General features: G+C 62.2%; 23 protein-coding genes. 4 read left to right on the plus strand and 19 right to left on the minus strand.

Annotated elements, in window-relative coordinates; all coding sequences use genetic code 11:
• Window positions 1-69: 69 nt before the first annotated feature.
• Window positions 70-849, plus strand: a complete 780-nt coding sequence (gene hutC, locus AB4Z53_RS24695; protein ID WP_441598228.1) for a histidine utilization repressor — start codon at window positions 70-72, stop codon at window positions 847-849.
• A 53-nt stretch (window positions 850-902) separates the two neighbouring features.
• Here the strand turns inward: hutC and AB4Z53_RS24700 are convergent, their stop codons facing one another.
• The 4 genes from AB4Z53_RS24700 to AB4Z53_RS24715 all read right to left on the minus strand — a co-directional run bounded on the left by AB4Z53_RS24700 (window position 903) and on the right by AB4Z53_RS24715 (window position 4,915).
• Complete coding sequence (locus AB4Z53_RS24700; RefSeq protein ID WP_441598132.1) at window positions 903-2,156, minus strand: adenylate/guanylate cyclase domain-containing protein; 1,254 nt, start codon at window positions 2,154-2,156, stop codon at window positions 903-905.
• A gap of 139 nt (window positions 2,157-2,295) precedes the next feature.
• On the minus strand, window positions 2,296-3,762 hold the full coding sequence (locus AB4Z53_RS24705; protein ID WP_441598134.1) for a sensor histidine kinase: 1,467 nt from the start codon (window positions 3,760-3,762) through the stop codon (window positions 2,296-2,298).
• Window positions 3,759-4,433, minus strand: coding sequence for a response regulator transcription factor (locus AB4Z53_RS24710; RefSeq protein ID WP_113539501.1), 675 nt, complete (start codon window positions 4,431-4,433; stop codon window positions 3,759-3,761). Before AB4Z53_RS24710 ends, AB4Z53_RS24705 begins: the two co-directional genes overlap by 4 nt.
• A 101-nt stretch (window positions 4,434-4,534) precedes the next feature.
• Entirely contained in the window at window positions 4,535-4,915 is a 381-nt protein-coding gene (locus AB4Z53_RS24715; RefSeq protein WP_441598137.1) for a hypothetical protein, read from the minus strand.
• 34 nt (window positions 4,916-4,949) lie between these two features.
• On the opposite strand from AB4Z53_RS24715, the gene AB4Z53_RS24720 reads away from it, so the two are divergent.
• Window positions 4,950-5,450: a hypothetical protein gene (locus tag AB4Z53_RS24720; protein ID WP_441598138.1), complete on the plus strand. Its 501-nt coding sequence runs from the start codon at window positions 4,950-4,952 to the stop codon at window positions 5,448-5,450.
• Between the two features lie 3 nt (window positions 5,451-5,453).
• On the opposite strand, the gene AB4Z53_RS24725 is transcribed toward AB4Z53_RS24720, so the two are convergent.
• Window positions 5,454-5,858 (minus strand): hypothetical protein, encoded by a 405-nt coding sequence (locus AB4Z53_RS24725; protein WP_441598140.1) that lies wholly within the window; start codon window positions 5,856-5,858, stop codon window positions 5,454-5,456.
• A 509-nt stretch (window positions 5,859-6,367) separates the two neighbouring features.
• Between AB4Z53_RS24725 and AB4Z53_RS24730 the strand changes: the two genes are divergently transcribed.
• A complete protein-coding gene (locus tag AB4Z53_RS24730) occupies window positions 6,368-7,474 on the plus strand; it encodes a hypothetical protein (RefSeq protein WP_441598142.1) in 1,107 nt (368 codons plus the stop codon).
• An 8-nt stretch (window positions 7,475-7,482) separates the two neighbouring features.
• Here the strand turns inward: AB4Z53_RS24730 and AB4Z53_RS24735 are convergent, their stop codons facing one another.
• The 14 genes from AB4Z53_RS24735 to AB4Z53_RS24800 all read right to left on the minus strand — a co-directional run bounded on the left by AB4Z53_RS24735 (window position 7,483) and on the right by AB4Z53_RS24800 (window position 22,297).
• Entirely contained in the window at window positions 7,483-8,565 is a 1,083-nt protein-coding gene (locus tag AB4Z53_RS24735) for an ABC transporter ATP-binding protein (RefSeq protein ID WP_441598144.1), read from the minus strand.
• Window positions 8,566-8,568: 3 nt separating this feature from the next.
• A complete protein-coding gene (locus AB4Z53_RS24740) occupies window positions 8,569-9,615 on the minus strand; it encodes an NAD(P)-dependent alcohol dehydrogenase (RefSeq protein WP_113539495.1) in 1,047 nt (348 codons plus the stop codon).
• A 47-nt stretch (window positions 9,616-9,662) separates the two neighbouring features.
• A complete protein-coding gene (locus tag AB4Z53_RS24745; protein ID WP_441598146.1) occupies window positions 9,663-10,484 on the minus strand; it encodes a carbohydrate ABC transporter permease in 822 nt (273 codons plus the stop codon).
• A complete protein-coding gene (locus AB4Z53_RS24750; protein ID WP_113539493.1) occupies window positions 10,484-11,344 on the minus strand; it encodes a carbohydrate ABC transporter permease in 861 nt (286 codons plus the stop codon). The genes AB4Z53_RS24745 and AB4Z53_RS24750 overlap by 1 nt, the downstream gene beginning before the upstream one ends.
• A 94-nt stretch (window positions 11,345-11,438) precedes the next feature.
• On the minus strand, window positions 11,439-12,716 hold the full coding sequence (locus tag AB4Z53_RS24755) for an ABC transporter substrate-binding protein (RefSeq protein ID WP_441598148.1): 1,278 nt from the start codon (window positions 12,714-12,716) through the stop codon (window positions 11,439-11,441).
• 228 nt (window positions 12,717-12,944) lie between these two features.
• Window positions 12,945-13,877 carry an AraC family transcriptional regulator gene (locus AB4Z53_RS24760; RefSeq protein ID WP_441598150.1) on the minus strand — a complete coding sequence of 311 codons (933 nt, stop codon included), beginning with the start codon at window positions 13,875-13,877 and terminating at the stop codon, window positions 12,945-12,947.
• Between the two features lie 96 nt (window positions 13,878-13,973).
• Window positions 13,974-15,206: a peptidase T gene (gene pepT / locus AB4Z53_RS24765; protein WP_441598152.1), complete on the minus strand. Its 1,233-nt coding sequence runs from the start codon at window positions 15,204-15,206 to the stop codon at window positions 13,974-13,976.
• A 133-nt stretch (window positions 15,207-15,339) separates the two neighbouring features.
• Window positions 15,340-16,146, minus strand: coding sequence for a 4-hydroxy-2-oxoheptanedioate aldolase (hpaI, locus tag AB4Z53_RS24770; RefSeq protein ID WP_441598154.1), 807 nt, complete (start codon window positions 16,144-16,146; stop codon window positions 15,340-15,342).
• Window positions 16,147-16,154: 8 nt separating this feature from the next.
• Window positions 16,155-16,958, minus strand: coding sequence for a 2-oxo-hept-4-ene-1,7-dioate hydratase (gene hpaH / locus AB4Z53_RS24775; RefSeq protein ID WP_441598158.1), 804 nt, complete (start codon window positions 16,956-16,958; stop codon window positions 16,155-16,157).
• Window positions 16,959-16,961: 3 nt separating this feature from the next.
• The gene (locus tag AB4Z53_RS24780; RefSeq protein WP_113539487.1) at window positions 16,962-17,831 is read right to left on the minus strand and encodes a fumarylacetoacetate hydrolase family protein; all 870 of its coding nucleotides are present in this window, start codon (window positions 17,829-17,831) and stop codon (window positions 16,962-16,964) included.
• Window positions 17,828-19,264 (minus strand): pyridoxal phosphate-dependent decarboxylase family protein, encoded by a 1,437-nt coding sequence (locus tag AB4Z53_RS24785; protein ID WP_441598160.1) that lies wholly within the window; start codon window positions 19,262-19,264, stop codon window positions 17,828-17,830. The genes AB4Z53_RS24780 and AB4Z53_RS24785 overlap by 4 nt, the downstream gene beginning before the upstream one ends.
• A gap of 44 nt (window positions 19,265-19,308) precedes the next feature.
• Window positions 19,309-20,289: a 3,4-dihydroxyphenylacetate 2,3-dioxygenase gene (gene hpaD / locus AB4Z53_RS24790; protein ID WP_441598162.1), complete on the minus strand. Its 981-nt coding sequence runs from the start codon at window positions 20,287-20,289 to the stop codon at window positions 19,309-19,311.
• Window positions 20,290-20,320: 31 nt separating this feature from the next.
• Entirely contained in the window at window positions 20,321-21,838 is a 1,518-nt protein-coding gene (gene hpaE / locus AB4Z53_RS24795; protein WP_441598164.1) for a 5-carboxymethyl-2-hydroxymuconate semialdehyde dehydrogenase, read from the minus strand.
• 66 nt (window positions 21,839-21,904) lie between these two features.
• Window positions 21,905-22,297 carry a 5-carboxymethyl-2-hydroxymuconate Delta-isomerase gene (locus tag AB4Z53_RS24800; RefSeq protein ID WP_441598165.1) on the minus strand — a complete coding sequence of 131 codons (393 nt, stop codon included), beginning with the start codon at window positions 22,295-22,297 and terminating at the stop codon, window positions 21,905-21,907.
• Between the two features lie 108 nt (window positions 22,298-22,405).
• On the opposite strand from AB4Z53_RS24800, the gene hpaR reads away from it, so the two are divergent.
• Window positions 22,406-22,894, plus strand: a complete 489-nt coding sequence (gene hpaR / locus AB4Z53_RS24805) for a homoprotocatechuate degradation operon regulator HpaR (protein ID WP_113539482.1) — start codon at window positions 22,406-22,408, stop codon at window positions 22,892-22,894.
• The last annotated feature ends 3 nt before the right edge of the window (window positions 22,895-22,897 follow it).

Here is a 22,897-nt window from a genome sequence, read left to right on the forward strand (position 1 = left end):
ATGGTGGAAAAGCGCGAAACAGCGAGAGAAGGGCTGTTTCGCCGCTGCGAAATGATTAAGTTCGGTGTCATGGACACCAAGCAAGACCGAACCGTTTCGAACATTCAGCCCGACGATGCTGTCGACAATCAAGGGCAGACCTTGTCCTTGCACCAGCGGATACTCGGGGACGTGGAGGGGCGCATCCTTTCCGGAGAATGGCCGCCGGGCCATCGTATTCCATTCGAACACGAACTGACGGAACAATACGGCTGCTCACGGATGACCGTGAACAAGGCGCTGACTGAACTCGTCAAGCGCGGATTGATCGAGCGCAGACGCAAGTCCGGCAGCTATGTCACCTTTCCGCAGGTGCAGTCGGCGGTGATGGAAATCCACGACGTCAAGCTCGAAGTCCAATCTTTGGGGCTCGACTACAGTTTTCAGCTGGGCGAGCGAAAGGTGCGCAGTGTCGAGAGCCGCGACGTCGAACGGCTGGACCTTCCGACCTCGGTGAGGCTGCTGGATGTTACGTGTCGGCATTTTGCCGGCGGGCGCCCTTTTTGTTTCGAGGAACGCCTGATCAGCCTAGCGGCGGTGCCGGAGGCGGAGGCGGAACTGTTTGAAACCGCGGCGCCTGGTTCGTGGCTGCTCGGCAAGGTGCCGTGGAGTACGGCAGAACACCGCATCCGGGCCGTTGCGGCGAACAAGCTGGCGGCACAGGCGCTCGACATTTCGACCGGCACCGCCTGCCTGGTCATCGAGCGCCGTACTTGGAGTGGCCGTGCGCCGGTGACGCATGTCCGGCTGACCTATCCCGGCGATCGCCACGAACTCGTTGCCCAGTTCGCGCCGAGCCCCATCGGATAGCCGGCTAACACATTTCTCCATGCCGAGTCCGACAGTTGTCCGCGGACAACCGGCTATTCTCCAACGACGCGCAAGACAGGGGCCGGGCCGTTGCCGGAAAAGGCGAAGACTTCGATCGGTTCGCCTATCCCTCTGACGGGATAGGCGCCGAGATGCTCCATGCTGGATGCGCATCCGGCCAGCTCCACGAAGGCCCGCGACAGAAGCACCGGTCGCTTCGTTTCCTTGGTCAGGCTCTCAAGCCGGGAGGCGATATTGACCGCGGGGCCGATCACCGTGAAGTCCAGCCGGCGGCGTGAGCCGATATTGCCGTACATCACGTCACCGACGTGGACTCCGATCCCGTAACCAAAGGGTTCGCGGCCCTTTTCGAGGTTGTCCTTGTTGAGAAGAGCGATTGCCGCTTCCGCCTCGCGGATCGCTTGCAACAGGTTTTCGGCGGCATTCGGGTTGCTGAGCGGAAAGATCGCCAGCAGGCCATCGCCCATGAATTTGAGGATCTCGCCGCCATGCCGCTCGATCGGTTCCGACATCGCGTCGAAATAGGCATTGAGCAGATCGATCACGTCGTCGCGCGGCCAAAGATCCGAGAGCTTGGTGAAGTTTCGCAGGTCGCAAATCAGAATGGCTGCGCCGACGGTAACCCCGCTGCCACGCGTCGTGGCGCCGGCAAGAATCTGCTCGCTGGCATGTGGGCCAACATAGGTTTCGAGCAGCGTCCGCACGAACCGGTTTTTCAACCGGATTTCGCTGACGAGGGCCAAAGCGGGTAGAAGGTCCAAGAGGAAGGCGATGTGCTCATCCTCGAATCCGCCCTTTCGGTCGGTGGCGAAGGTGACGACATGGCGTTTGCCAAGCGTGTGTTCGAGCGGCCAGGCTATGTATTCGGTCAGCCCTTCGCCCTTCAGGTCGACATAGAGCGAGTTTTGGGAATGCTCTTCCGTCAGGGCCTCCAGGTTCGTGCGAACCTCCGCGCCGCCGTTGTTGATTATGTAGAGCGGGCTCTTGAGGTAGAGCGCGGTGTTCTGGGTGCCATAGTCGTAGAGGTCGATTTCACCCTCGGCCAAGCCCTGGCGCCAGAGGATACGGGCGCCGAGCCACTGCGGATGATTGATCCGGAAATGCAGCGTCGAACGCGCAACCGGGACGCCGGCTGCCTGCAGCCGCTCGCACATTTCAACGAGGATGTTGTCGATGAACCGCTCGTTGCGCGTTTCGATGATCAGCCAGTCGAGCACGCTCCGGCGTCGAGCCGGCCAGTGTCCTTCCTCAAGTGAAGGCGAGGGGGCTTGCGAAGACATCTGCATTTGCAATTCTCCATTCTGGTCGAACTCTCAGCCGTTCTCCCGGCGAACGTTCGCGATGCGTCGTTGCAAATGTGGAGCATCAGCGGCGCCTTGATAAGGGGGAAGCCGAAAGCTTTTGAGAAAACGGCCAGGCGGCGGGCTACGCGGATGCCGGTGCCGATTGCTGCGCTGCGCATCCGCCGTCGAGTGGCAATTGCAGCCGAACACGAGCACCCCGCCACGGACCGGCAAGGATGTCGATCCGACCGCCGTGCAGGCGGGCGATCTCCCGTGCCAGGTTGAGCCCCAGACCGGCGCCGGTAGAGCGTGGACGCAAGCGATAGAAAGGCTCGAAAACGCGCTCGCGCTCCTCTGCAGGAATTCCGGGGCCTTCGTCCTGGATTTCGAGGCCGCCCTCGGCATTGACCAGCACGGTGATCGTGCCGGTGCCGCCGCCATGCTCGATGGCATTGCGCAGGAGATTGGCGACGGCCTGCTCGATCTGGCGTGGCCGCGCGCTGACGGGAGCCTTCGGCACCGCGGTTTCGAACGCAAGCTCGTAGCCAGCCTCGAACGCCAGCGGCGCAAAGTCAGCAGCGATGGTTCTTGCCATCGCAACGAGGTCCACCACCTCCAGGGCACCACCGGCGTGCTCGAGCACCTGTCGATCGAGGAGCTGTTGGGCGAGATGCGAAAGACGTTCGATATCCAGCTTTAGGCGGGTGCTTTCGGGTGCTTCCTGCAGCAGCTCGGCACGGGTTCTGAGGATCGCGATCGGGGTACGCAACTCGTGCGCAGCGTCGGTGAGAAATCGGTTGCGCTGGTCATACCCTTCGCCTAGCCGCGCCAGCGCCTTGTTGAAGGCCTGCACTAAAGGTGCGATCTCGGTCGGTACCTTTTCGGTTTCGAGCTGAACTGCGCGATTGTCGATGTCGATGCGGCCGGCCTGGTCGGCGGTCGAAATGAGGCTCGCCAGGGAGCGCCGAACGACGGCCGGCGCCGTGACCAGCGTGGTTACGCCCATCACCAGAATGATCGGCAGCAGAAAGCAGAGGATAAGCAGCGCGATCATTGGTACGACCTCGGTCCAGGTCGTCGTGCCGTCGAGGTCACGCGCCATGTCGACATTAACGCTGATCTGCACGTCCAGCGGACCATTGTCGCGCCGCGAAGTAACGGTCGAGGCGATAATCTGGACGCGGCCGGCGTCGGTGTCGGCATTGTGGAGGACCGCGTCCGGCAGCGTACCGCCATCATCGAAGAGCAGCTTCGCGCCTTCGACCCGTCGCATCAGTTCGCCACCGCTTTCCTCGTAGGGAGAGGGAACATTCCCCTGTCGGAGAACCTGGCCAGCGCCGTCGCGGATGATGAACCAGAGATTGGGATGAGCTTGGCGTAGCTCCCGTAGCTCTTCCGTCTCCCGGACCATCAATGCGCCGCCCGTATCGCGCCCGACGGCGCGGTCGAGAACATCTACTGCCGCTTCGTTGTCGACGAGCAGGCGCGGCTGAGCGATGAACATTGCCAGGAAAAGCAGGCCAATGAAGACAAACAGGGTTGCCGCCTGAAGCAGGATGAGGCGGCGCACCAGCACCCATTGCAGCGAGCGGGGTCGAGCCTTCGTCATGTTGTCGCGCGCAGGAGATAGCCGAGGTTGCGGATGGCTCTGATCTCGACGCCGGCACCGACGTCTTCGAGCTTGCGGCGTAGGCGCGACAGATGCGAGTCGAGCGCATTGGACTCGATCTCGTCGTCCATGGCGTAGACCGATTCCTCTAAAGTCGCCCTGAGCACGGTACGGCCGGGGCGACGCATCAAGGCTTCGAGCGCAAGGCGTTCTCTGCGCAGGAGATCGAGCGGCTTGTCATCCACTGCTGCTTCACGGTGGTGGAAGTCGTAGATAAGCCGTCCGACCTTGGTCTGCTCGGCTTTCAATGAGACCGGGCGGCGGGCGAGCGCCCGCAGCCGGGCCATCAGTTCTTCGACGGCAAACGGCTTGGACAGATAGTCGTCGGCACCGGCATCGAGCCCGGCGACCCGGTCGTTGATCGATCCCAAGGCCGTCAGCATCAATATCGGCGCCCCGACCCCGAGACTGCGCAGTTTCGGTATGAGGTCCAGGCCTTCGCCATCTGGCACGCGGCGATCGAGCACGACGACATCGTAGGGCCAGAGTTCCGCGACGGCCTCGGCATCGGCCAGTGTCGAGACGTGGTCAACGATTACCTGGCGCCGCTCTAGCGCCGCCTTCAGGGCCGAGGCCATCTCCGGCTCGTCTTCCAGCAGCAGGATGCGCATGCCAGTTCTCCCGATCGCCCGTATCTCTGAGCGGAAAATATATATATGAATTCAAGGCGTTAGGACAATTTCCATCCGCCCCGTGAGAGAGGCGGCAGCCATCATTCACATTCCAGCTTCGGCTGACGGAAGTTGGTAATGTACCAGCGGCCTTGCTGCATCCGGGCATAGAAGGTGTAGAAGCACTCCTGTTCCTCGACATAGCCCGGCGTCGTGTACTCCTCGTAGCGCATTCCGCGCCGAGTGTCTCTGATTTCACCGCTCGACGTGCCGGAGACGACATTCGTCGAGATCTTGCGCCATTGGTAGGCCCGCTCGTTCCAGCTGAGATCAAGGATGTTGGTGGGCGGACCGTAATCGATGATGACGGATTCGACCGGTTGGCCGATATAGGTTTTCATCGTGTCGGAAGCGCAACCGGTCAGGAAAACGGTGGTGGCGGCGAGGCATGCGAGGGCGCGGCGCCCTTTGCTGAAGAACATGACGGATCCCGGTTTTCCGCGGCCCCGAGCATCCATGCGGAAGCGCAAAAGCCTGCAGTCGTTCAATGAGTTGCCGCTTCTCCGGATCGATCGTGAGACCGGAGTGGTGCAGCGATACCGGGTTGCTAAGGCTGCAAGATTACAGGGACATTGCGAGGGCGCGGCGCTGATCGCCGGGCGTGAATTCACGAACCGGATCAGGACAACGGAGGCATTTGCATTGGACGGAGATTTTCAGAACGACCACGACAAGCGCGGCTCGTACGAAACGATCCTCAGCGTTCTGTGTTACGCTTTCGTTGAAATTCGAGCGACCGATAACCTGCTGAAGGCCCAGTTCCTTGCGGACGTTTTTCACAACGCCCCGACCGGTATCGCCGTCGGGCGCAGGGCTGACGCTATTGAGGCCGAAGTCTACGGCAGAGCAGACAGGCTTCAATGCAGGCCCCAAATCGAGGCAATGTTTGAATCCGCCAGGGAAAACGCTGCGCGATCGAAGTTGCGAGCGGCGGGAACCGAAAACGACGCGTCGTGAGCGTCAGGCTGCGCGGTTCGCTTTGTTCCGCGACGCACCTTCCTTGGCATCGGCCGCGTAGACCAGACCTGGCAATAGGATCCATTCGCCGGAGCGGAGCGCCAGCACGTCAAATCCGCCGCCAGGCAGGCGCGGTGCCACCCCGACGAAACGGTAGCGCAGGCCGTCGCGGTCGGACACAGAGTCGCGGATGGGCCGGCCGGCGAGATAGCCGATGACAGCGCCTTCGAATTCGACATCCGCCAGCATGAAATATTCCGTCGGCAGGCGGCGGCTCGCTTTGGCGGTGAGTTTGAACCCGTTCCTGAATTTCATTGTCTCGCTCGTTGTAAGACGTTTCCGGAACCGGGGAGGGCCGGTGCCGAGGCTTCTATGCCGTTGTTTGGTCGTTGCCTGCAGACGCATCACGGATCGTCGTCCACCGACGGCAGTCAGATCGCGCTCAGTGATGCTGGCACGTGCCGCAATTGGGCGATGTTCCCGGCGGCACGGCGCGTCTCAAGCCATCGAAAAACGGCGCTAAGAAGGCGGAGCCATCGGGGACCAATGCGGCATTTGCGCCGGTTGCTGTTAGCGCGAGCCAAGATAGGAAATCGCCTGGGAAGTTGGGACCTGCGCATAGGGAACCCATAAAGACCGAAACTAGCGGGTTCAGACAGCGCCTCCAGCGTGCAGGCGGAAGTCGCATCTCGGATCGGCCGCATCAAAAAATCTTGCCGGCACAGATATATCGCTTCTTTCGGCCATATTCTCGACACCGAGATTGTTGACCTCTCCGGCAGGCTGGGACCACCCGGCGCTCTTCGAGCGCCCGCTCTTGCTTTCTTCCGGGGAGGCGAGGGCGGGCGTTTTGCGCCTATTGAAAGATCATCCTCTTGTCATTCGACAAACCTTCCGGGCACGTCACGAGACGAATTGTGCTGCACTTTCCGGGCTTTGAGCCCCTGGATGCCGTCAAGCACCAGGCACGCTACAAACGATCGGCGGAAAAGACCGCCAAGCTTTACGACTTCGAGGTCGAGGTGGGACCGGTACAGATCGAAGGGCCCAGCCGCTACTTCGACGTGGACAGTCAAGGCGTCGATTGGCGAACGATGACCCGCGTCTACGTCTTCGATCACAATGAAATCGTGAGAAGGCTGAACGGCCGGTCGACGTTGCACAGAATGGCAGCGGGCTACCTGAACGCCGCGCGCGTGGTCTGGGAAGGCGGTGCCTTGTCCTACTTCCGGCATGCGTGGCGCTTCGGGTTGTTCTTCCTCTTCCCGTTCCTGCTCATCGCGATCGGGATGGGGCTGAGCCTGCTGATCGCCACCGCTCCCTACTGGCTTGGGCTGGATCCTCCACTTCTGGCCCTGAGCGCAATCGTTGCTTATGTCGCCTTCTTCAAGCTCTTTCTCCCCTGGACCGAGAGATGGCATGCCCTACATCTCTTTTCCGACTGGGAACTGGCCGTTGCTGTTGCCAGATTCGAAAAACAGTATTTGAAACAATGGGTTGAAGAGGGCTTAGTATCCGCGCAGGCAGCGTTCAGCGAGCCGGCTGACGAATATGTCATCACYTCCCACAGCATGGGCGCCAGCGTTGCCACACAGGTCCTCGGCGCCTTGGTGGAAAGGGAGCCGGATTTGTTCGAGCGGAAGCGGATCATCTTCGTCACGCTCGGCGGCGCGATCCTGCAATGTGCGCTGTTGCGCAGTGCCGAGGTTCTTCGGACCCGCGTCGGCGCCATTGCCCATGTGAAGGAAATCTTCTGGTTCGACGTCCAATGCCTGACGGATGCGATCAATTTCTATCGATGCCAGGTCGTCGCGCTCGCTGGACACCCTGACGCGCCGCAGCCGCCGATCGTTTTCATACGGCTCAGGCACATGCTTTCGCCGGAACGCTATCGCAGGATCAAGCGCGATTTCCTTCGGGTTCACCGGCAATACGTGCTCGACGCCGACGTTCGCGCGCCCTTCGATTTTACGATGATGACGGCCGGACCTTTCTCGGCCGCCTCATTCGCCAATCCAAGCTGAAGAAGGCCTCAGGATTTCAGCAGGGAGATGCCGCTTTCGCGGTCGAACAGATGCAGGCTCTCCGGTCCGATCGAGAAGGACACGGCATCGCCCGGTTTCGGACTTCCGCCCGCCTTGACCAGAGCGCCGATTTCCTTGCCGGCGAAAAGGAAAGTCACCAGCGCATCGTTGCCGTGAAACTCGACGAGATCGGCAACACCCGACATGTGACTGGAGCCCACCTCCGCGATCTTGAGATCGGCGGGGCGGATACCGAGCACCAGTTGCTGACCATGGCTCAGGGTGAATTTTTCATCCGAGACCACGAAGTTGCCGCCGGCGCTGCGCAGTAACCAGCCGCCTTCGGTCTTCTCGGCCGCGACGTCGATGAAGTTCATGTTGGGCGTGCCGATGAAACCGGCAACGAACAGGGTGCGCGGCCGCTCGTAGATTTCGGCGGGCGTGCCGACCTGCTCGATCGCGCCGCCCTTCATCAAGACGATCCTGTCGGCGAGCGTCATCGCCTCCAACTGGTCGTGCGTCACATAGATCGTCGTGGTCTTCAGCTTCTGGTGCAGTCGGGCGATCTCGACACGCATGTGATTGCGCAGCTTGGCATCGAGATTGGACAGCGGTTCGTCAAAGAGGAAGACCCGCGGCGTCTTGATCATCGCACGGGCGATCGCGACGCGCTGCTGTTGGCCGCCGGACAATTCGGTCGGCTTACGGGCGAGATAGGGCTCGAGGCCAAGCGTTGCCGAAACAGCGCGGATGCGGATGTCGATCTCCGCCTTTGAGACTTTCATGCGCTTCAGCCCGAAGGCGATGTTGTCGTAGATCGTCATGTGCGGGTAGAGCGCATAATTCTGGAAGACCATAGCGACGCCGCGGTCGCGCGGCGGCAGGTCGTTCACCGTCCGGCCACCGATCGAGACGGTGCCGCCGGAGATATCCTCGAGGCCGGCAATCATGCGCAGAAGCGTAGACTTGCCGCAGCCGGATGGGCCGAGAAACACGATGAATTCGTGATCGGCGACATCGAGGTTGAAATCCCTGATGACATCAACGGCACCGTATTGCTTGTCGACGTTGGAACAGACGATGTTCGCCATGGCTCAATCCTTCCCACTGTCCATGCGGATCTGCAGCTTGATGTCGGTCGGCCGCGCGGAAGCGGCGCGTTCGAAAGCCCGAATGCTGTCTTCGAACCGGAACGTGTCGGTGATCAGCGGCTTCAGGTCGACCTTGCCCGACGCGATCAACTGCAGCGCGCGGTCGAAGATGTTGGCGTATCGGAACACCGTTTCGATGCGGACCTCCTTTGAGATCGCGCCCGGTACGTCGAACTGGACGGCCTCGACCGGCAGGCCGACCAGCACGATGGCACCGCCCGGGCGCACGAGATCGAAGATACCGGAGAACGCCTTGGCACTGCCGCTTGCCTCGAAGACGACATCGGCGCCCCAGCCGCCGGTTTCAATAGCAATCACATCGGCAAAGGAACGCTCGGCGATGTTGACCGGGGTGATGCCCGGATATTGCGCGGCGATCGCCAGTTTCTCGGCGCTGAAATCGGAGATGAAAACGCGGCTGCAGCCGCCGGCAAGGGCTGCCAGCGCCACCATGATGCCGATCGGCCCGCAGCCGATGACCGCGGCGACATCGCCGGGCGCGATCCGGGCGCGGGCGGCAGCCTGCATGCCGATCGCGAAGGGCTCGACCATGGCGCCTTCGGCAAAGGAGACGTTGTCCGGAAGCTTGTAGCTGAAGGCGGCCGGATGGATGGCGAAGGGCGCCAGCACTCCATGCACCGGCGGCGTCGCCCAGAAGCGCACCTTCGGGTCGACATTGTAGATGCCGAGCTTGGAAGCGCGGGAGGTCAGATCCGGAACACCCGGCTCCATGCAGACCCGGTCGCCGACTGTTAGCGTTTCGACGTTGCTGCCGACCGCGACCACGGTGCCGGCCGCTTCGTGGCCGAGCACCATCGGCTCGCGCACCACATAGGGGCCGATGGCGCCATGGGTGTAATAATGCACGTCGCTGCCGCAGACGCCGACCGTGTCGATGGCGATCTTGACGTCATCGGGGCCGAGTTCCAGCGGTAGATCGATCTCGCGGAGCGAGAGCACGCCTTTTTGCTCGAGGACCAACGCTTGCATGAAGGATTTCCTTGTTTTCAGTGTCTTGGTTTTCGCGGTCTTGGGTTTCATTGGGTCTTGCGCTTGAAGGCGCTGTTGAGCATGCCGCTTAGAACCCCGATGAAGAGCAGGGGCGGGATGGAGAGCAGCACCACGGATGCGTTGAGGATGCCCCAGGGCACGTCGCGGCCGAGCTGGGTCAGTTCCGAAGCGACGATCGGCAGCGTCTTGGCGTCGGATGTCGTCAGCATCAGTGCGATCAGGAACTCGTTCCAGACGAGCACGAAGGCAAAGGCGACGGCTCCAATCAGCGACCGCAGCGCGATAGGCAGCGCGATCAGGAAGAAGATCGCATAGGGGCCGTAGCCATCGACGCGAGCGGCCTCCTCGACTTCCTTCGGCACCCGGGCGAAGGCCGGGACGCTCAGCCAGATGACGGTCGCGAGCGTCAGCAGCGAATAGGTGACGATCATCGACAGGCGGGTGTCATAGAGGCCGAAATCGAGCCAGATCACCATCAGCGGAATGGCGATCGCCACAGGCGGCAGGAAGCGCAGCGACAGGACGAAGAACTGGATGTCGCGCGACCAGCGGTTGGGATAGCGCGCGATGGCATAGGCGGCGGGTAGACCAAGGGCGGCACCGATCAGCACCGAGGCGCCCGAAATCAGCAGCGAATTGACGAGGCCGGCAAAGACGCTTTCGCGACCAAGCACGTAGGCGAAGTTGTCGAGTGTCGGCTCGAAGAAGAAAAGCGGTGTCGGCGTCACGATGTCGACGCGGTTCTTGAAGGCGTTGAGCGCGGTCCAGAACATCGGAAACACGGCCGAGAAGGCGGCACCGGCAAGGATCAACCGGCCAAAGAGGCGGCCAAGGGCGTGGGCGGTCATCACTGAACCCTCTTCCAGATGAAGGTGAAGGCGATCGACGTGGCGATCATCATCAGAACCGCCATGCTGGAGGCGTAGGAGATGCGGCCGGACTCGATGAAACCCTGGGAGAAGGCGTACATGTCGAGCGTTTCGGTCGTGATCCCCGGTCCGCCGCGCGTCATGACGTAGATCAGATCGAAGGCGCGCAGCGACTCGATCATCTTGACGAAGGCGAGCGAGATCAGCGGCGCCTTCAGCATCGGAAGGGCGATGAAGGCGTAGACCTCCCAGGTGCGGGCGTGGTCGAGGCGGGCGGCTTCGAACGGCTGGGGCGGTAGCGTTTCCAGGAGCTTCAGCACGATGACGGCGAAGAACAGTCCCCATTGCCAGACATCGACCAATGCGACCGTTGCAAGTGCCGTTGCCGGATTGGAGAGCAGGTCGAGCGGCTGGCCGGTGATCGCCTTATAGGGATAGGTGGCGATGCCATAGAGCGGATGGAAGGCGAACTTCCAGACGAAGGCGGCCGAAACCCGCGGCAGGATCACGGGCACCAGGAACAACAGCGCCAGCAGATTGCGCGTGCGCGGCGACGCGCATTCGAAGAGCAGAATGCCCAAGCCCACGGCGATGACGAGGGTCATGCCGACGGTCACCGCTTCCCAGGTCAAGGAGACGCCGATGGCGTTGACGAAGCGGCGGTCCGAGAACAGGTCGATATAGTTGGCGAACCCGACGAAGCTGCCGTCCGGACGGCTGAGTTCCCGGTTCTGGAAGGATATGTAGATCGCATAGGCCGTCGGCACGAGGGCGAGAACGGCAAGGATCCCCATGGCCGGGGTAAGGAATACCGCCGGCAGGCTGTTTTTCTGCTTCATGTGATGATGTCCTACGGCTGAGCGCGAGAGGCGCTCCCGATGGTGCGGGCCACCGGCGGCGTTGCCGACCGATGGCCCCTTGGGAGGAAGCGGCTCACTGGCTGCGGGCAACCAGGTCCTTGGCGAAGCCGTCGAGTTCGTCGAGGCCTTCCTTGATGTCGGTGCGCGTGCCTGTGATCAGCTCTTCGAGGATGATGCCCCAGCGGTCGCCAAGATCAGGCCATTGCGGGTTCTGCCAGAAGTTGACGGCGGTGACCTTGCCGGTATCGGCGAGCGCCTGGCCGAGATCGGGACCATAGAGTTCCGCAAATTTCGGGCTGGTCATGATGCTGGTACGGTTGAGCTCGCTGAACTGGTTCGCTTCAAGCCGCCGTGCCTCGTTCTCCTTCGAGGTCGCCCAGGCGATGAACAGACCGGCGCAGGCCTTGGAGGCTTCATCCTTGTTGGCCTTCATGCCGATCGCGAGACCATGGCCGTAACCACCGCCCGTCAGCGGTGCCGGCGGCGGCAGGTAGCCGACCTTGCCTGCGACCTTGGACGACTTAGGATCGATCGCCATGCCGACGAGCGGGGTGGATTCGATCAGCATCGCCACCTGGCCGGAGGTAAAAGCACCGACCGCCTCGTCCCAACCGCCAGTCTGGCTGCCCGGTGCCGAGTACTTGAAGAGTTCGAGATAGGTTTCGGTCGCCTTGACCGCCTGTTCGCCGTCGAAGACGGGCGTCTTGCCGTCGAACCAGTTGCCGCCGAACCCCTTGAAGAAGGGCATCCAGCGCCAGACATTGGCGCCGGAACCACGCTGGCCGCGCAGCGCCGTGCCGTAGATGCCCTGGTCGGGCCGGTTGAGCTTCTTCACCGCAGCAATGTATTCGTCGAGCGTCTTCGGCGGCGTGATGCCAGCCGCTTCCAGCAGGTCCTTGCGGTAGACCATCAGGTCGCCGCCGCCGGTGATCGGCGCAAACCAGACCTTGCCGTCATAGGTCGCAACCTTCTGCCGGCCGGGATCGAAATCGGCATAGTCGTAGTCCGCGGGATAATAATCCATCAGCGGCGCGACCCAGCCGGCGGATGCAAACAGCGCCACATTGGCTTCGTCGATGTAATAGACGTTGTACTTGCCGATGGTCGAGGCGTCGGCCTTGGTCTTGGCGCGCCGGTCGTTTTCATTGAGATAGTCGATCTCGAAGGATGCGCCACCGGATAGCTTCTCGAATTCGGACTTGTAGTCTTCGAGAAGCGTCAGCCCGTCGCGCGGCTGGGCGAGCACCTTGATCGTGCCCGAGCATTCGGCAGCGACCGCAAGCGTCGTCAGGCCGGTGGAAAAAAGGCATGCGAAGGCGATGCTCGAAACGAGCGTCTTGGCTTTTGTCATTTTGAAAAGACCTCCCCAGGTCTGCGATGCGCGCCGGATACTCCTCAGATCCGGTGCGTTTTCCTCATAGCGAACCGTTTCGCTGGGGCCGATGATAGGCTCTGTGGCGCACCGAACTAGCGTGCGCGATGCGGCTATTCTGTACTTTCTTGCGAAATATCTCCGCATGCCAGTCGTTTGCAGCGCAGCAAACGCAAGGATTCATCGTTTGGGTCGAGTGAGGCGTGCCTAGGAGCGGGACGTTCGGCGCTGTCCAGTCAAGCGCCGATAGGCCGACGGCGTCATCTTGTGCTGGCGCAGGAAGGTGCGATTGAAATTGGAGATGTTGAGGTAGCCGACCTCAAAGCAGATATCGGTGATCGGCATGTCGGTTTCGGCGAGCAGCTTGCAGGCCTGCCAGATGCGCAGCTTGTTGACGTGGTCGGTAAAGGTGTTGCCGGTGTTCTTCTTGAAGAAACGGGAAAACGCAGTCTCGCTCATGCCGGTACGCCTGGCGAGGTCGACAAGGTGGATTTCCGTGGCAATGTTCTCGTAGATGAAGGCCAGTGCGCCGCGCAGCACGTCGAGCGACTGCTGGTCGAGTTCCGGCGCGAACTCCGGCGAGGAAAGCAGCTCGTATTCCTCGGTGTTGACCAGAAGATCGAGCAACTGGATGAACAGCGTGAGGCGCGAAAGCCCTTTCAGGCTGCCCATGCGTTCGATCAGATCCGCGCCCTTGGTGCAGGCTTCACCATGAAACACCAGGCCGCGTTCGGCTCGGGTGAAAAACGCTTCGAGCTCTGCGAATTCAGGCAGTGTGTCGGTGATTTCGCGCATCCGGTCCGGGTGAAACTGGATGACGATATCGCGTCCTTCGATCACTTCGCCGGGTTCCGTGACCGTCACCCAGTCATGCGGCAGGTTGCTGCCGATGACGGTCAGATATCCCGGACCGAACTGGCCGATATGATCGCCGACGAAGGCGAGGCCTGATGCGTTCCGGATGAGATGAATCTCGATCTCCGGATGGAAGTTCCAGACATTGCGCTCCCAAGGGTAGTTATCGAGACGCCAGAGGAAGGTCTCGTTGACGCCGGTGACGATGTGCTCGAAGGTCGGCGGGTTGGTCGCGAGCGAAGCGGGCTTTGCCGATGCACGCTTGGAGCCTCGCGCCGTCCTCATCGCCTGAACCTCGCTCGCCTCGTGGCTATCTGTCGTCTCCTTGGAGAAGAGGGCGGCTGTCTACTGCGCCCGAGCTGTCCGTTTTCTGGAGTTGTCTCAGGCGCGCTCCGCCCAGATCTTCGCCAGTTCGACCAACGTCTTCACGCTCCGCTCCATGTCCTGGTGGCTGACCCATTCGAGCGGCGAGTGGAAGGCGTGGCCACCGGCGAAAAGGTTGGCAGAGGGCAGGCCCATGAAGGAGAGCCGCGAACCGTCGGTGCCGCCGCGGATGCTGCCGCGCACTGGCTGCATGCCGGCGCGGCGGATCGCCTCGATGGCATGCTCGACGATCTCCGGGTGACGGTCGAGGATGGCCTTCATATTGCGATACTGCTGCTTGACCTCGAAGCTGTAGGTCGAGCCCGGATAAGCCGTCATGACGTCCTTGACGATGCCTTCGAGCATCGCTTCCTTCGAGGCCAAGCCCGCCTCGTCGAAATCGCGTACGATGAGGCCGAGCTGCGCCTTGTCCATCGAGCCGGTCACGCCGGTTGGATGCACGAAGCCGTCGCGACCCTCGGTGCCCTCGGGCGAAACCTCGCGTGGCAGCCGGCTAATGATATTGCCGGCGATCTTGATGGCGTTTTCCATCTTGTCCTTGGCAAAGCCCGGATGGATCGCCACGCCATGAATGACGATCTCGACGCCATCGGCAGAGAAGGTCTCATCCTCGATATGGCCGGCGGTTTCGCCGTCGACCGTATAGCAGAACTCGGCACCGAGCTTCTTCAAGTCGACCTTGTCGACACCGCGGCCGATCTCCTCATCTGTCGTGAAGAGCAGCTTGATCGTGCCGTGCTTGATATCGGGGTTGTCGATGAGGACCTGCGCGGCTGTGACGATCTCCGCAAGCCCGGCCTTGTCGTCGGCGCCGAGCAGCGTCGTGCCGTCGGTGGTAACGATGTCATTGCCGATCTGGTCGTTGAGGACAGGATGGTCGGCGACTCGGATCACCTGCTGCGGATCGCCTGTGAGCTTGATATCTCCGCCCTGATAGTTGCGGACGATCTGCGGCTTGACGTTCGTACCGGTGAAATCCGGTGCCGTGTCCATGTGCGAGCACCAGCAGATTACCGGCACCGGCTTGTCCACGTTCGAAGGAACGGTGGCGTAGACATAGCCGTTTTCATCGAGATGGGCGTCGGCAAGGCCGATCGCCAGCAATTCCTCGACGAGCACCCGCCCGAGGTTCTTCTGCTTTTCCGTGGAAGGCTGCGTCTTCGACTTGGCGTCGGACTGGGTGTCGATGACGACATAACGGAGGAAACGGTCGAGAACGGTATCGGTCATGAGCGGGATCCAATGAAGGTGGGCGTCAGACCGCTATACCCCCAGACCGAGTCAAGGGAAAGACTGTGACCGCCCAACGCATGCGGACGACCGACTTGACTGGCCCCTTGGATCGCGGCGCAGACGATGCCGGTCAGTAGGTTTTGCCGGGCGTCGTCTCGGTCTCGCCCCTGGTACCCTTGAACTCCGCGGCCAGCTTCGAGGTTGCGCCGACCAGCAGACTGACGTCGTTGCCGACGGCGACGAAGGTCGCCCCGAGTTCGAGGTAGCGGCGGGCAAGGGCTTGATCCGAGGTCAGGATGCCGGCCGCCTTGCCGTGCGATTGGATGCGAACGAGCGCCGCTTCAACTGTTTGCTGCACCTCCGGTGCGCTGGGTTTGCCGAGGAAACCCATATCGGCGGCGAGATCGGCGGGGCCGATGAACACGCCATCGACGCCGTCGGTCGTGGCGATCTCGTCGAGCGCGGCAAGCCCGGCGCGGCTTTCGATCTGCACCAGCAGGCAGACTTCGTCATTGGCGGTCTGCAGATAGTCAGGAATGCGATTGAACGCGGATGCCCGGGCAAGGGCGGCGCCGACGCCGCGCACGCCATGGGGCGGGTAGTGCACGGCGCGCACCAGGGCGCGGGCCTGTTCGGCGCTTTCAACCATCGGCACCAGAAGCGTCTGCGCGCCGATATCGAGGATCTGCTTGATCATCCAGGTCTCGCCGATCGGCGGGCGGACGATGGCATGGCTTGGCGAGGCCGAAAGTGCCTGGAGTTGCGCTGCCAGAAGCGGCACGTCGTTGGGCGCATGTTCGGCGTCAAGCAGCAGCCAGTCGAAGCCGGCGCCGCCGCAGACCTCGGCCGTATAGGGATTGGCAAGCGCCAGCCAGAGGCCGATCTGCGGACGCTTCTCGGCAAGGGACTGTTTGAACGGATTGCGCGGAGCGGGCATGGTCGGTCCTATTCGAAGAAGCAGCTGACAGTGCCGGATGGTCCGAAATCGGCGACGATGGTGTCGCCGTGACGAGCCTCGACCGGGCGGATGAAGGAGCCGGCCAGCACGATCTGTCCTGCGTTGATACGGTCTCCGTAAAGGGAGAGACGATTGGCAAGCCAGGCAATGCCGCGGGCCGGGTGGTTGAGCACGCCGGCGCCGAGCCCGGTCTCTTCCACTTCGGCATTGCGTGAGACGATGGCGCCCATCCAGCGCATGTCGATCGCATCGGGCCGCATCTGCCTTCCGCCAAGCACGATGCCGGCATTGGCGGCGTTGTCGGAGATGGTATCGACGATCGTGCGCGCCTGCTTCGTTTCAGGATCGACCCGCAGGATGCGGGTATCGAGGATTTCGAGCGCCGGCGTCACATAGTCGGTGGCATTCAACACGTCGAAGACGGTGACGTTGGGGCCGGCAAGCGGCGCCTTCATCACGAAGGCGATCTCGGCCTCGATGCGTGGCTGAATGAAGCGGCTGCCCGGAATGCGCGCGCCGTCCTCGAACAGCATATCGTCGAAGAGTACACCGGAATCGGGAATGTCGATGTTCAGCGCATATTGCATCGCCTTGGAGGTGAGGCCGATCTTCCAGCCGATTACCCGGCGTCCGGCGGCGATCTTCTTCTTCACCCAGGCGGCCTGCACCGCATAGGCGTCGTCCATGGTCATTTCAGGGCGCTGGAGCGACAGCAGTCCGGTCTGGACGCGTTCGCGTTCGGCGGTATCGAGTGCCGTCGCGGCCGCCTCGATCTGGATCTTGTCGAGCATGGTTCAGGCCTCGTCGGCGACAGGGTTGATGAGCGTGCCGATGCCTTCGGCTGCGACCTCGACGACATCGCCCGGCTTCAGCCAGATCGGCGGATCGAAGCGGGCGCCGGCGCCGGTCGGCGTGCCGGTGAGGATCACGTCGCCGGGAACCAGCGTCGTGAAGGTCGAGACATAGTTGATGATCTTGCGGAAGGAGAAGATCATCCGGCTGGTACGGTCCTGCTGGCGCACCTCGCCGTTCACCCGGGTTTCAAGTTTGATATCGGCGAGTTGGGCTTCGTCAGTGAAAGGCACCAGCCAGGGGCCGATCGAGCCGGTGCGGTCGAAGTTCTTGCCCTGGGTGACGTTGAACTTGGCGTGGCGCACCCAGTCGCGGATCGTGCCTTCGTTTGACAGCGACAGTGCAGCGATATGGTCGAGTGCGCTCACCTCGGGAATGCGTCGGCCGCCCTTCCCGATGACGATGACGATCTCGCCTTCATAATCGAGCTGAGGGCTTTCAGGGGGGCGGATCAGCGGCTGGCCGTGCCCGGTGAAGGAGCGCGGAAAACGGATGAAAAGCGAAGGATTGGAAGGTGCCGCCTGGCCGTCCTTGTATTCTTCGTTGCGGTCGGGGAAGTTGACGCCGACGCAGATGATCTTTTCCGGCGCCGGCACCGGGATCTCGTAGCGGATCTCGTCGAGCGAAAGCTCGGCCGTCAGCCCCGCTGCTTCATCGGCAAGCCGGGCAAGGGCGCTGGCTTCGATCACTTCACGCAACGTCGGCCACGTCGTTCCGTGCCGCTTCGAAAGGTCGATGATCCCATCGCCAGAAACGAGACCGTAGCCGGTTCTTCCGCCGGCCGAAAAGGTTGCGAAACGGGGATGGTTCATAGTGCGGCCTCCGTGTTCTGCCGGTGTTTGTTCAGCGCGGCGGCGACTTCGGTGATTACCTTGAAGGCGGTGTCGGCATCTTCCTCCGTCATGTCGAACTGGCCGGCCTGGAAGCGGATTGCGACGTGGCCGTCGACGCGGGTCTGGGTCAGGTAGATACGGCCGTCGTCATTGATCGCGTTGACCAGCGCGATGTTATGGGCGTCCGCATCGCCCAGGCTGCGATGACGGAACGAAAACAGCGACAGCATCGGCGGCGTGACGATCTCGAAATCCTTGTGGCTGCTCAGCCGTTGCGCCAGTTGCTCCGACCAGCGCACATGGTTTCGGATCATCGTCTGCAGTCCTTCGAGGCCGTGGAAGCGCAGTAGGAACCAGAGTTTCAGCGCGCGGAAACGCCGGCCGAGCGGGATCGTCCATTCGGAATAGTTGATGATGCCGTCGCGGCCGTGGGTCTTCAGGTATTCCGGCTGGATCGCCAGCGTCTTCACCAGATCATCCGGGCTGCGGATGAAATGCGCCGAGCAGTCGAACTGTGCGCCCAGCCACTTGTGCGGATTGAAGACGATCGAATCCGCCTGCTCGACGCCCGCCCAGAGCTCGCGAAACTCCTCGCAGATCATCGCGGCACCGGCCCAGGCAGCATCGACATGGACATAGAGACCGTGCGTATGGGCGACCCGCACGACCTCGGCGATGTCGTCGCAGGCGCCAGTGCTGGTGCCGCCGGTGCAGGCGATGACGCCGGCCGGCATGAGGCCCGCCGCCTTGTCCTTAAGGATCGCCGCTTCGAGTGCTTGGCAGTCCATCGCGCGTCGCGGTCCCTTCGCCGGGATGCGCACGAGGTTTTCCTCGCCGACGCCCGAGACCCAGATCGCCCGGTCGATCGAGGTGTGAACCTGGTCGGAAGAGTAAATGCGAAGCTGCGGCTGGCCGGCGAGGCCTTTCTTGTTGCCTTGCCACCCAAGTGCCTTTTCGCGCATGACAAGCACGGCCGAAAGCGTCGCCGAGGAGGCGGAATCTTGGATCACGCCGGAGAAGCCTTCGGGCAGCCCGATCGCCTGGCGTAGCCAGTCGATCACTTTTGTCTCAAGTTCGGTCGCCGCCGGTGAGGTCTGCCAGAGCATGCACTGTGCGGCCATGGCGGTGACGAGATATTCGGCAACGACGGAAACCGGGGCGGCGTTGGCTGGAAAATAGGCGAAGAAACGCGGATGCTGCCAATGGGTCATGCCGGGCAGGATGATCTTTTCGAAATCCTCGAAAATTGCTTCCATGTCCTCGCCGGTCCGTGGCGGCTGTGCCGGGATCTGGGCGGCAATGGCGCCCGGCGCCGTCTGTGCCCGCACCGGGCGGTCGCGCAGCGACGCGCGATAGTCGGCACCCCATTTCGCCGCCTTCAGCGACCATTCTCCGAAACTCTTCTGATCCACCCTGATCCTCCGTCAGCCTTAGATTTGTGCCCTGTTGCCAAACGTCACGGCGCGACGATCGGTTGCGCCTTGAGGATCGAGTCCCTCGCCTCGGCACCCGAGAAGGAACTGCCTTCCTCGAACCAGGATTTTGGTGCGGGCGCGCCCCAAAGCGTCTGGCGCTGCGGATCCTTCAGGTCCCATTTGATCGGTTCGAGATCGGGATCGACGGTCTGGTAGTCGGAGCAATAGATCTCGATGCGGTGGCCGTCCGGGTCGCGGACATAGAGGAAGAAGGCGTTGGAGATGCCGTGCCGGCCCGGGCCGCGCTCGATGTTGGCAAGCCAGCCGGAGGTCGACATCAGGTCGAGCAGGTCGATGATGTTGAGTGGCGTCGGCACCCAGAAGGCGGTGTGGTGCAGGCGCGGCCCGCGGCCGTTGGTAAAGGCGATGTCGTGCACGCCGCCCTTGCGGTGGGTCCAGGCGGCCCAGAGACGCCCTGTCTCCTCGTCGGCGGTATATTCCGTCACGCGGAAACCGATCTCGTTGTAGAAGGCGACCGCCTGATCGACATTGGGCGAGAAGCAGTTGAAGTGATCGATGCGCAGCGGCTTCACGCCGCGATAGAGCGCGTATTTCTGGTGGATCGGCGGCAGGCGGTCCATCTTCGAATAGAATTCGAGCGGGATGCCCTGCGGGTCGCGGGTCCGGAAGGTGCGCGACTGATAGGGACGGTCGATCCATTCGACCGGCAGGCCCTTGGTTTTAAAGAAGTGGGCCGCCTTGTCGAGGTCCTCGTCGCCATAGACCTTGAAGCCGAGGTCGCGCGCCTCTGCCGTCGCCGCCTTCTTCAGGATGATGCAATGGTGGCCGCGCTCCTCCATCGCTCGCAGATAGATGGTGTCCGCCGTCTCGTCGGTAACCTGCAGGCCAAGCACGTCGACATAGAAGGCGCGGGATTTGGCGAGATCGGTGACGGCGAGCTCGACGTGGCTCAGCCGCACGATGTTGAAGAGCGGGTGAAGGTTCGGTTTCGGCAAGGGCATTGATGTCTCCTCCAGATGTCTGCCAGCGCGCTCAGCCGCCGAGCTTGGCGATCGCATGCGCCGAGCTGGCAAAGGCGATGTTCTTGGTTTCCATGTAAAAATCGAACGACCAGTCGCCGCCGTCGCGGCCGATGCCCGAACTCTTGACGCCGCCGAAGGGTGTCGGCAGGTGGCGCACATTCTCCGAATTTACCCAGATCATCCCGGCTTCCAGATGATCGGTGAAGCGGAAGGCGCGGGTCACGTCCGAGGTCCAGAGATAGCCGGTCAGGCCGTATTGTGTGTCGTTGGCAAGCGCCAAGGCTTCAGCCTCGTCCGCAAACGGGATGGCGGTCAGCACCGGCCCGAAGATTTCTTCCTGGGCGATGCGCATGCCGTTGTTGGCGCCAGTAAAGAGCGTCGGTGTCACGTAGCATCCGCCGCCCGGACCGTCGAATTTCTCGCCGCCGGCGGCCACGGTCGCACCTTCCTCGCGGCCGATGCGGATGTAATCGAGCACCTTCTTCTCATGCACGGGGTGAATGAGCGGCCCTACGACGGTTTCGGGGTCGAGCGGATGGCCGACCTTGATGCGCTTCGCCTTCTCGGCAACCAGTGCCGTGAACCGGTCGTAGATGCTGTCTTCGACCAGCATACGCGAGGAGGATGTGCAGCGCTCGCCGTTCAGCGAATAGATCATGAAGACGGCGGCGTCGGCGGCGCGTTCGAGATCGGCGTCGGCAAAGACGATGACAGGGTTCTTGCCGCCAAGCTCGAAGTGGACGCGTTTGAGCGTGTCGGCGCCCTGCTTCATGATCATCGAGCCGGTGCGGCTTTCGCCGACAAAGCCGATCGCCTTGATGTCCGGGTGTTCGGTGAGTGCCCGGCCGGCATCCTCGCCGAAGCCGTTGACGAGGTTCCACACACCCTTCGGCAGGCCGGCTTCCTCGGCGATCTCCACCAGCAGCCGCGCGGTCAGCGGTGAGAATTCCGCTGGCTTGTGCACGACCGTGCAGCCGGCGGCGAGCGCCGGGGCGATCTTCCAGGTCGACAGCATGAAGGGCGTGTTCCACGGGGTGATGATGCCGACCGGGCCGATCGGCACCCGAGTCGTCATGTTGATCTGGTTTTCGCCGCGCAGCACCTTGCCGTCGCGCGCCTCCGGCGCCCGGTCGGCAAAGAAGCGGAAGTTTTCGGCACCGCGCAGCGCCGCCTTGGCCATGAACTTCAGCGATTGCCCAGTGTCCATGCACTCGACGAAAGCGATCTCCTCGGCGCGCGCGACGATCGCGTCGGCGATTTTGTGCAGGAGTTTCTTGCGCGTCTCGCCGGGCATTGCGGCCCATTCAGCAGATGCCGCCTTCGCGGCCTTGGCGGCGCGGTCGATATCTGCCGCCTTGCCACGCGCGATCTTCGCCAGCGGCTTCAGGTCGATTGGGGAGATCGTCTCGAAGGTCTCGCCATCGAGCGAAGGGACCGCCTCGCCGTTGATGTGGTTGAGTACGCCTTCGCTTTTGAAGCGGGCAAGGTAGCGTTCCGCCTTGGCGAGGTTTTCGTCGAGCTTGGACATAGTGTTCTCCAATCCTGGCGCAGACTGTCGCCGCGCACTGCTGCCTTTTTTGTGGGAGGACCGCGCTCAGCCTTTGGAGGCGCGCAGCCGGGGGTGAATGGCGTTTTTCTTCCAGCTCAGCTCCGGATCAATCTCACGGATTTCGAGGCTCAGGGCGAAATGCGGTGTGGCGAAGAGCTCGGAAAGTTCATCGCTGACGGCCTCGAAAATCGCCTCGCCGGTCGCCTTCTTTTCAGCTTCCGTGCGGCCACGTCCGATGCGGAAGGACATGTCGATGAAGCCATTCTCGGGCATCAGGTCGGCGATCGCATAGTCCTGGTTGCGGATCGTGCGCACCCTGACGGCGCCGAGCTCGAAAAGGCCGGTGCCGAGGATCGTCTTGTGCACGGTCCGGCAGAGGCGGGCAAAGTCGACCTTGGTGTCGAGGTTGCCCGAATATTCGATTGTTAGATGCGGCATCTTTCCTCCCGATGCGCTCTCATATACTTAACACGTTAACGAAATTGATGACGGTGTCAAGCAGCGCGCCGTCTCCGTCCCTGCCTGCCGATTGCGGAACGAAAGAAAATGTCGGATAGAACGCCCATGAGCCGTGAGAAAACCAAGACCGATCTCGGTCCCGACGCCCTTTTGCCGCACAATACGCGCCGATCGCTGCCGATCGCGCTGCTGCGGGCGCGTGAAGCGGTCATGGCGCATTTCCGCCCGATGCTCGCCCGCCATGACATTACCGAACAGCAGTGGCGGGTGATCCGCATCCTCGCCGAAGCCGGCCGGGTCGATGCGTCCGAGATGGCCGACAAGGCCTTCATCCTGGCGCCGAGCCTGACGCGCATCATCCGCTCGCTCGAGGAGCGCGGCCTGATCACCAAGCACAAGGACGCCGATGACGGCAGGCGCGTTCTGCTCGAGATCGCGCCGGAGGGCATGCGGGTGATCGCCGATGTCAGCCCGGAAAGCCGGGCGATCTACGAGGAGCTCGAAGCGCGCTACGGCCACGACCGCGTTGAAGTCCTGCTCGATATGCTCGACGAACTCGCCAGCCTCAACGACTGAGTT

The organism is Ensifer sp. 2TAB8 (assembly GCF_052115125.1).
Classification (GTDB): domain Bacteria; phylum Pseudomonadota; class Alphaproteobacteria; order Rhizobiales; family Rhizobiaceae; genus Ensifer.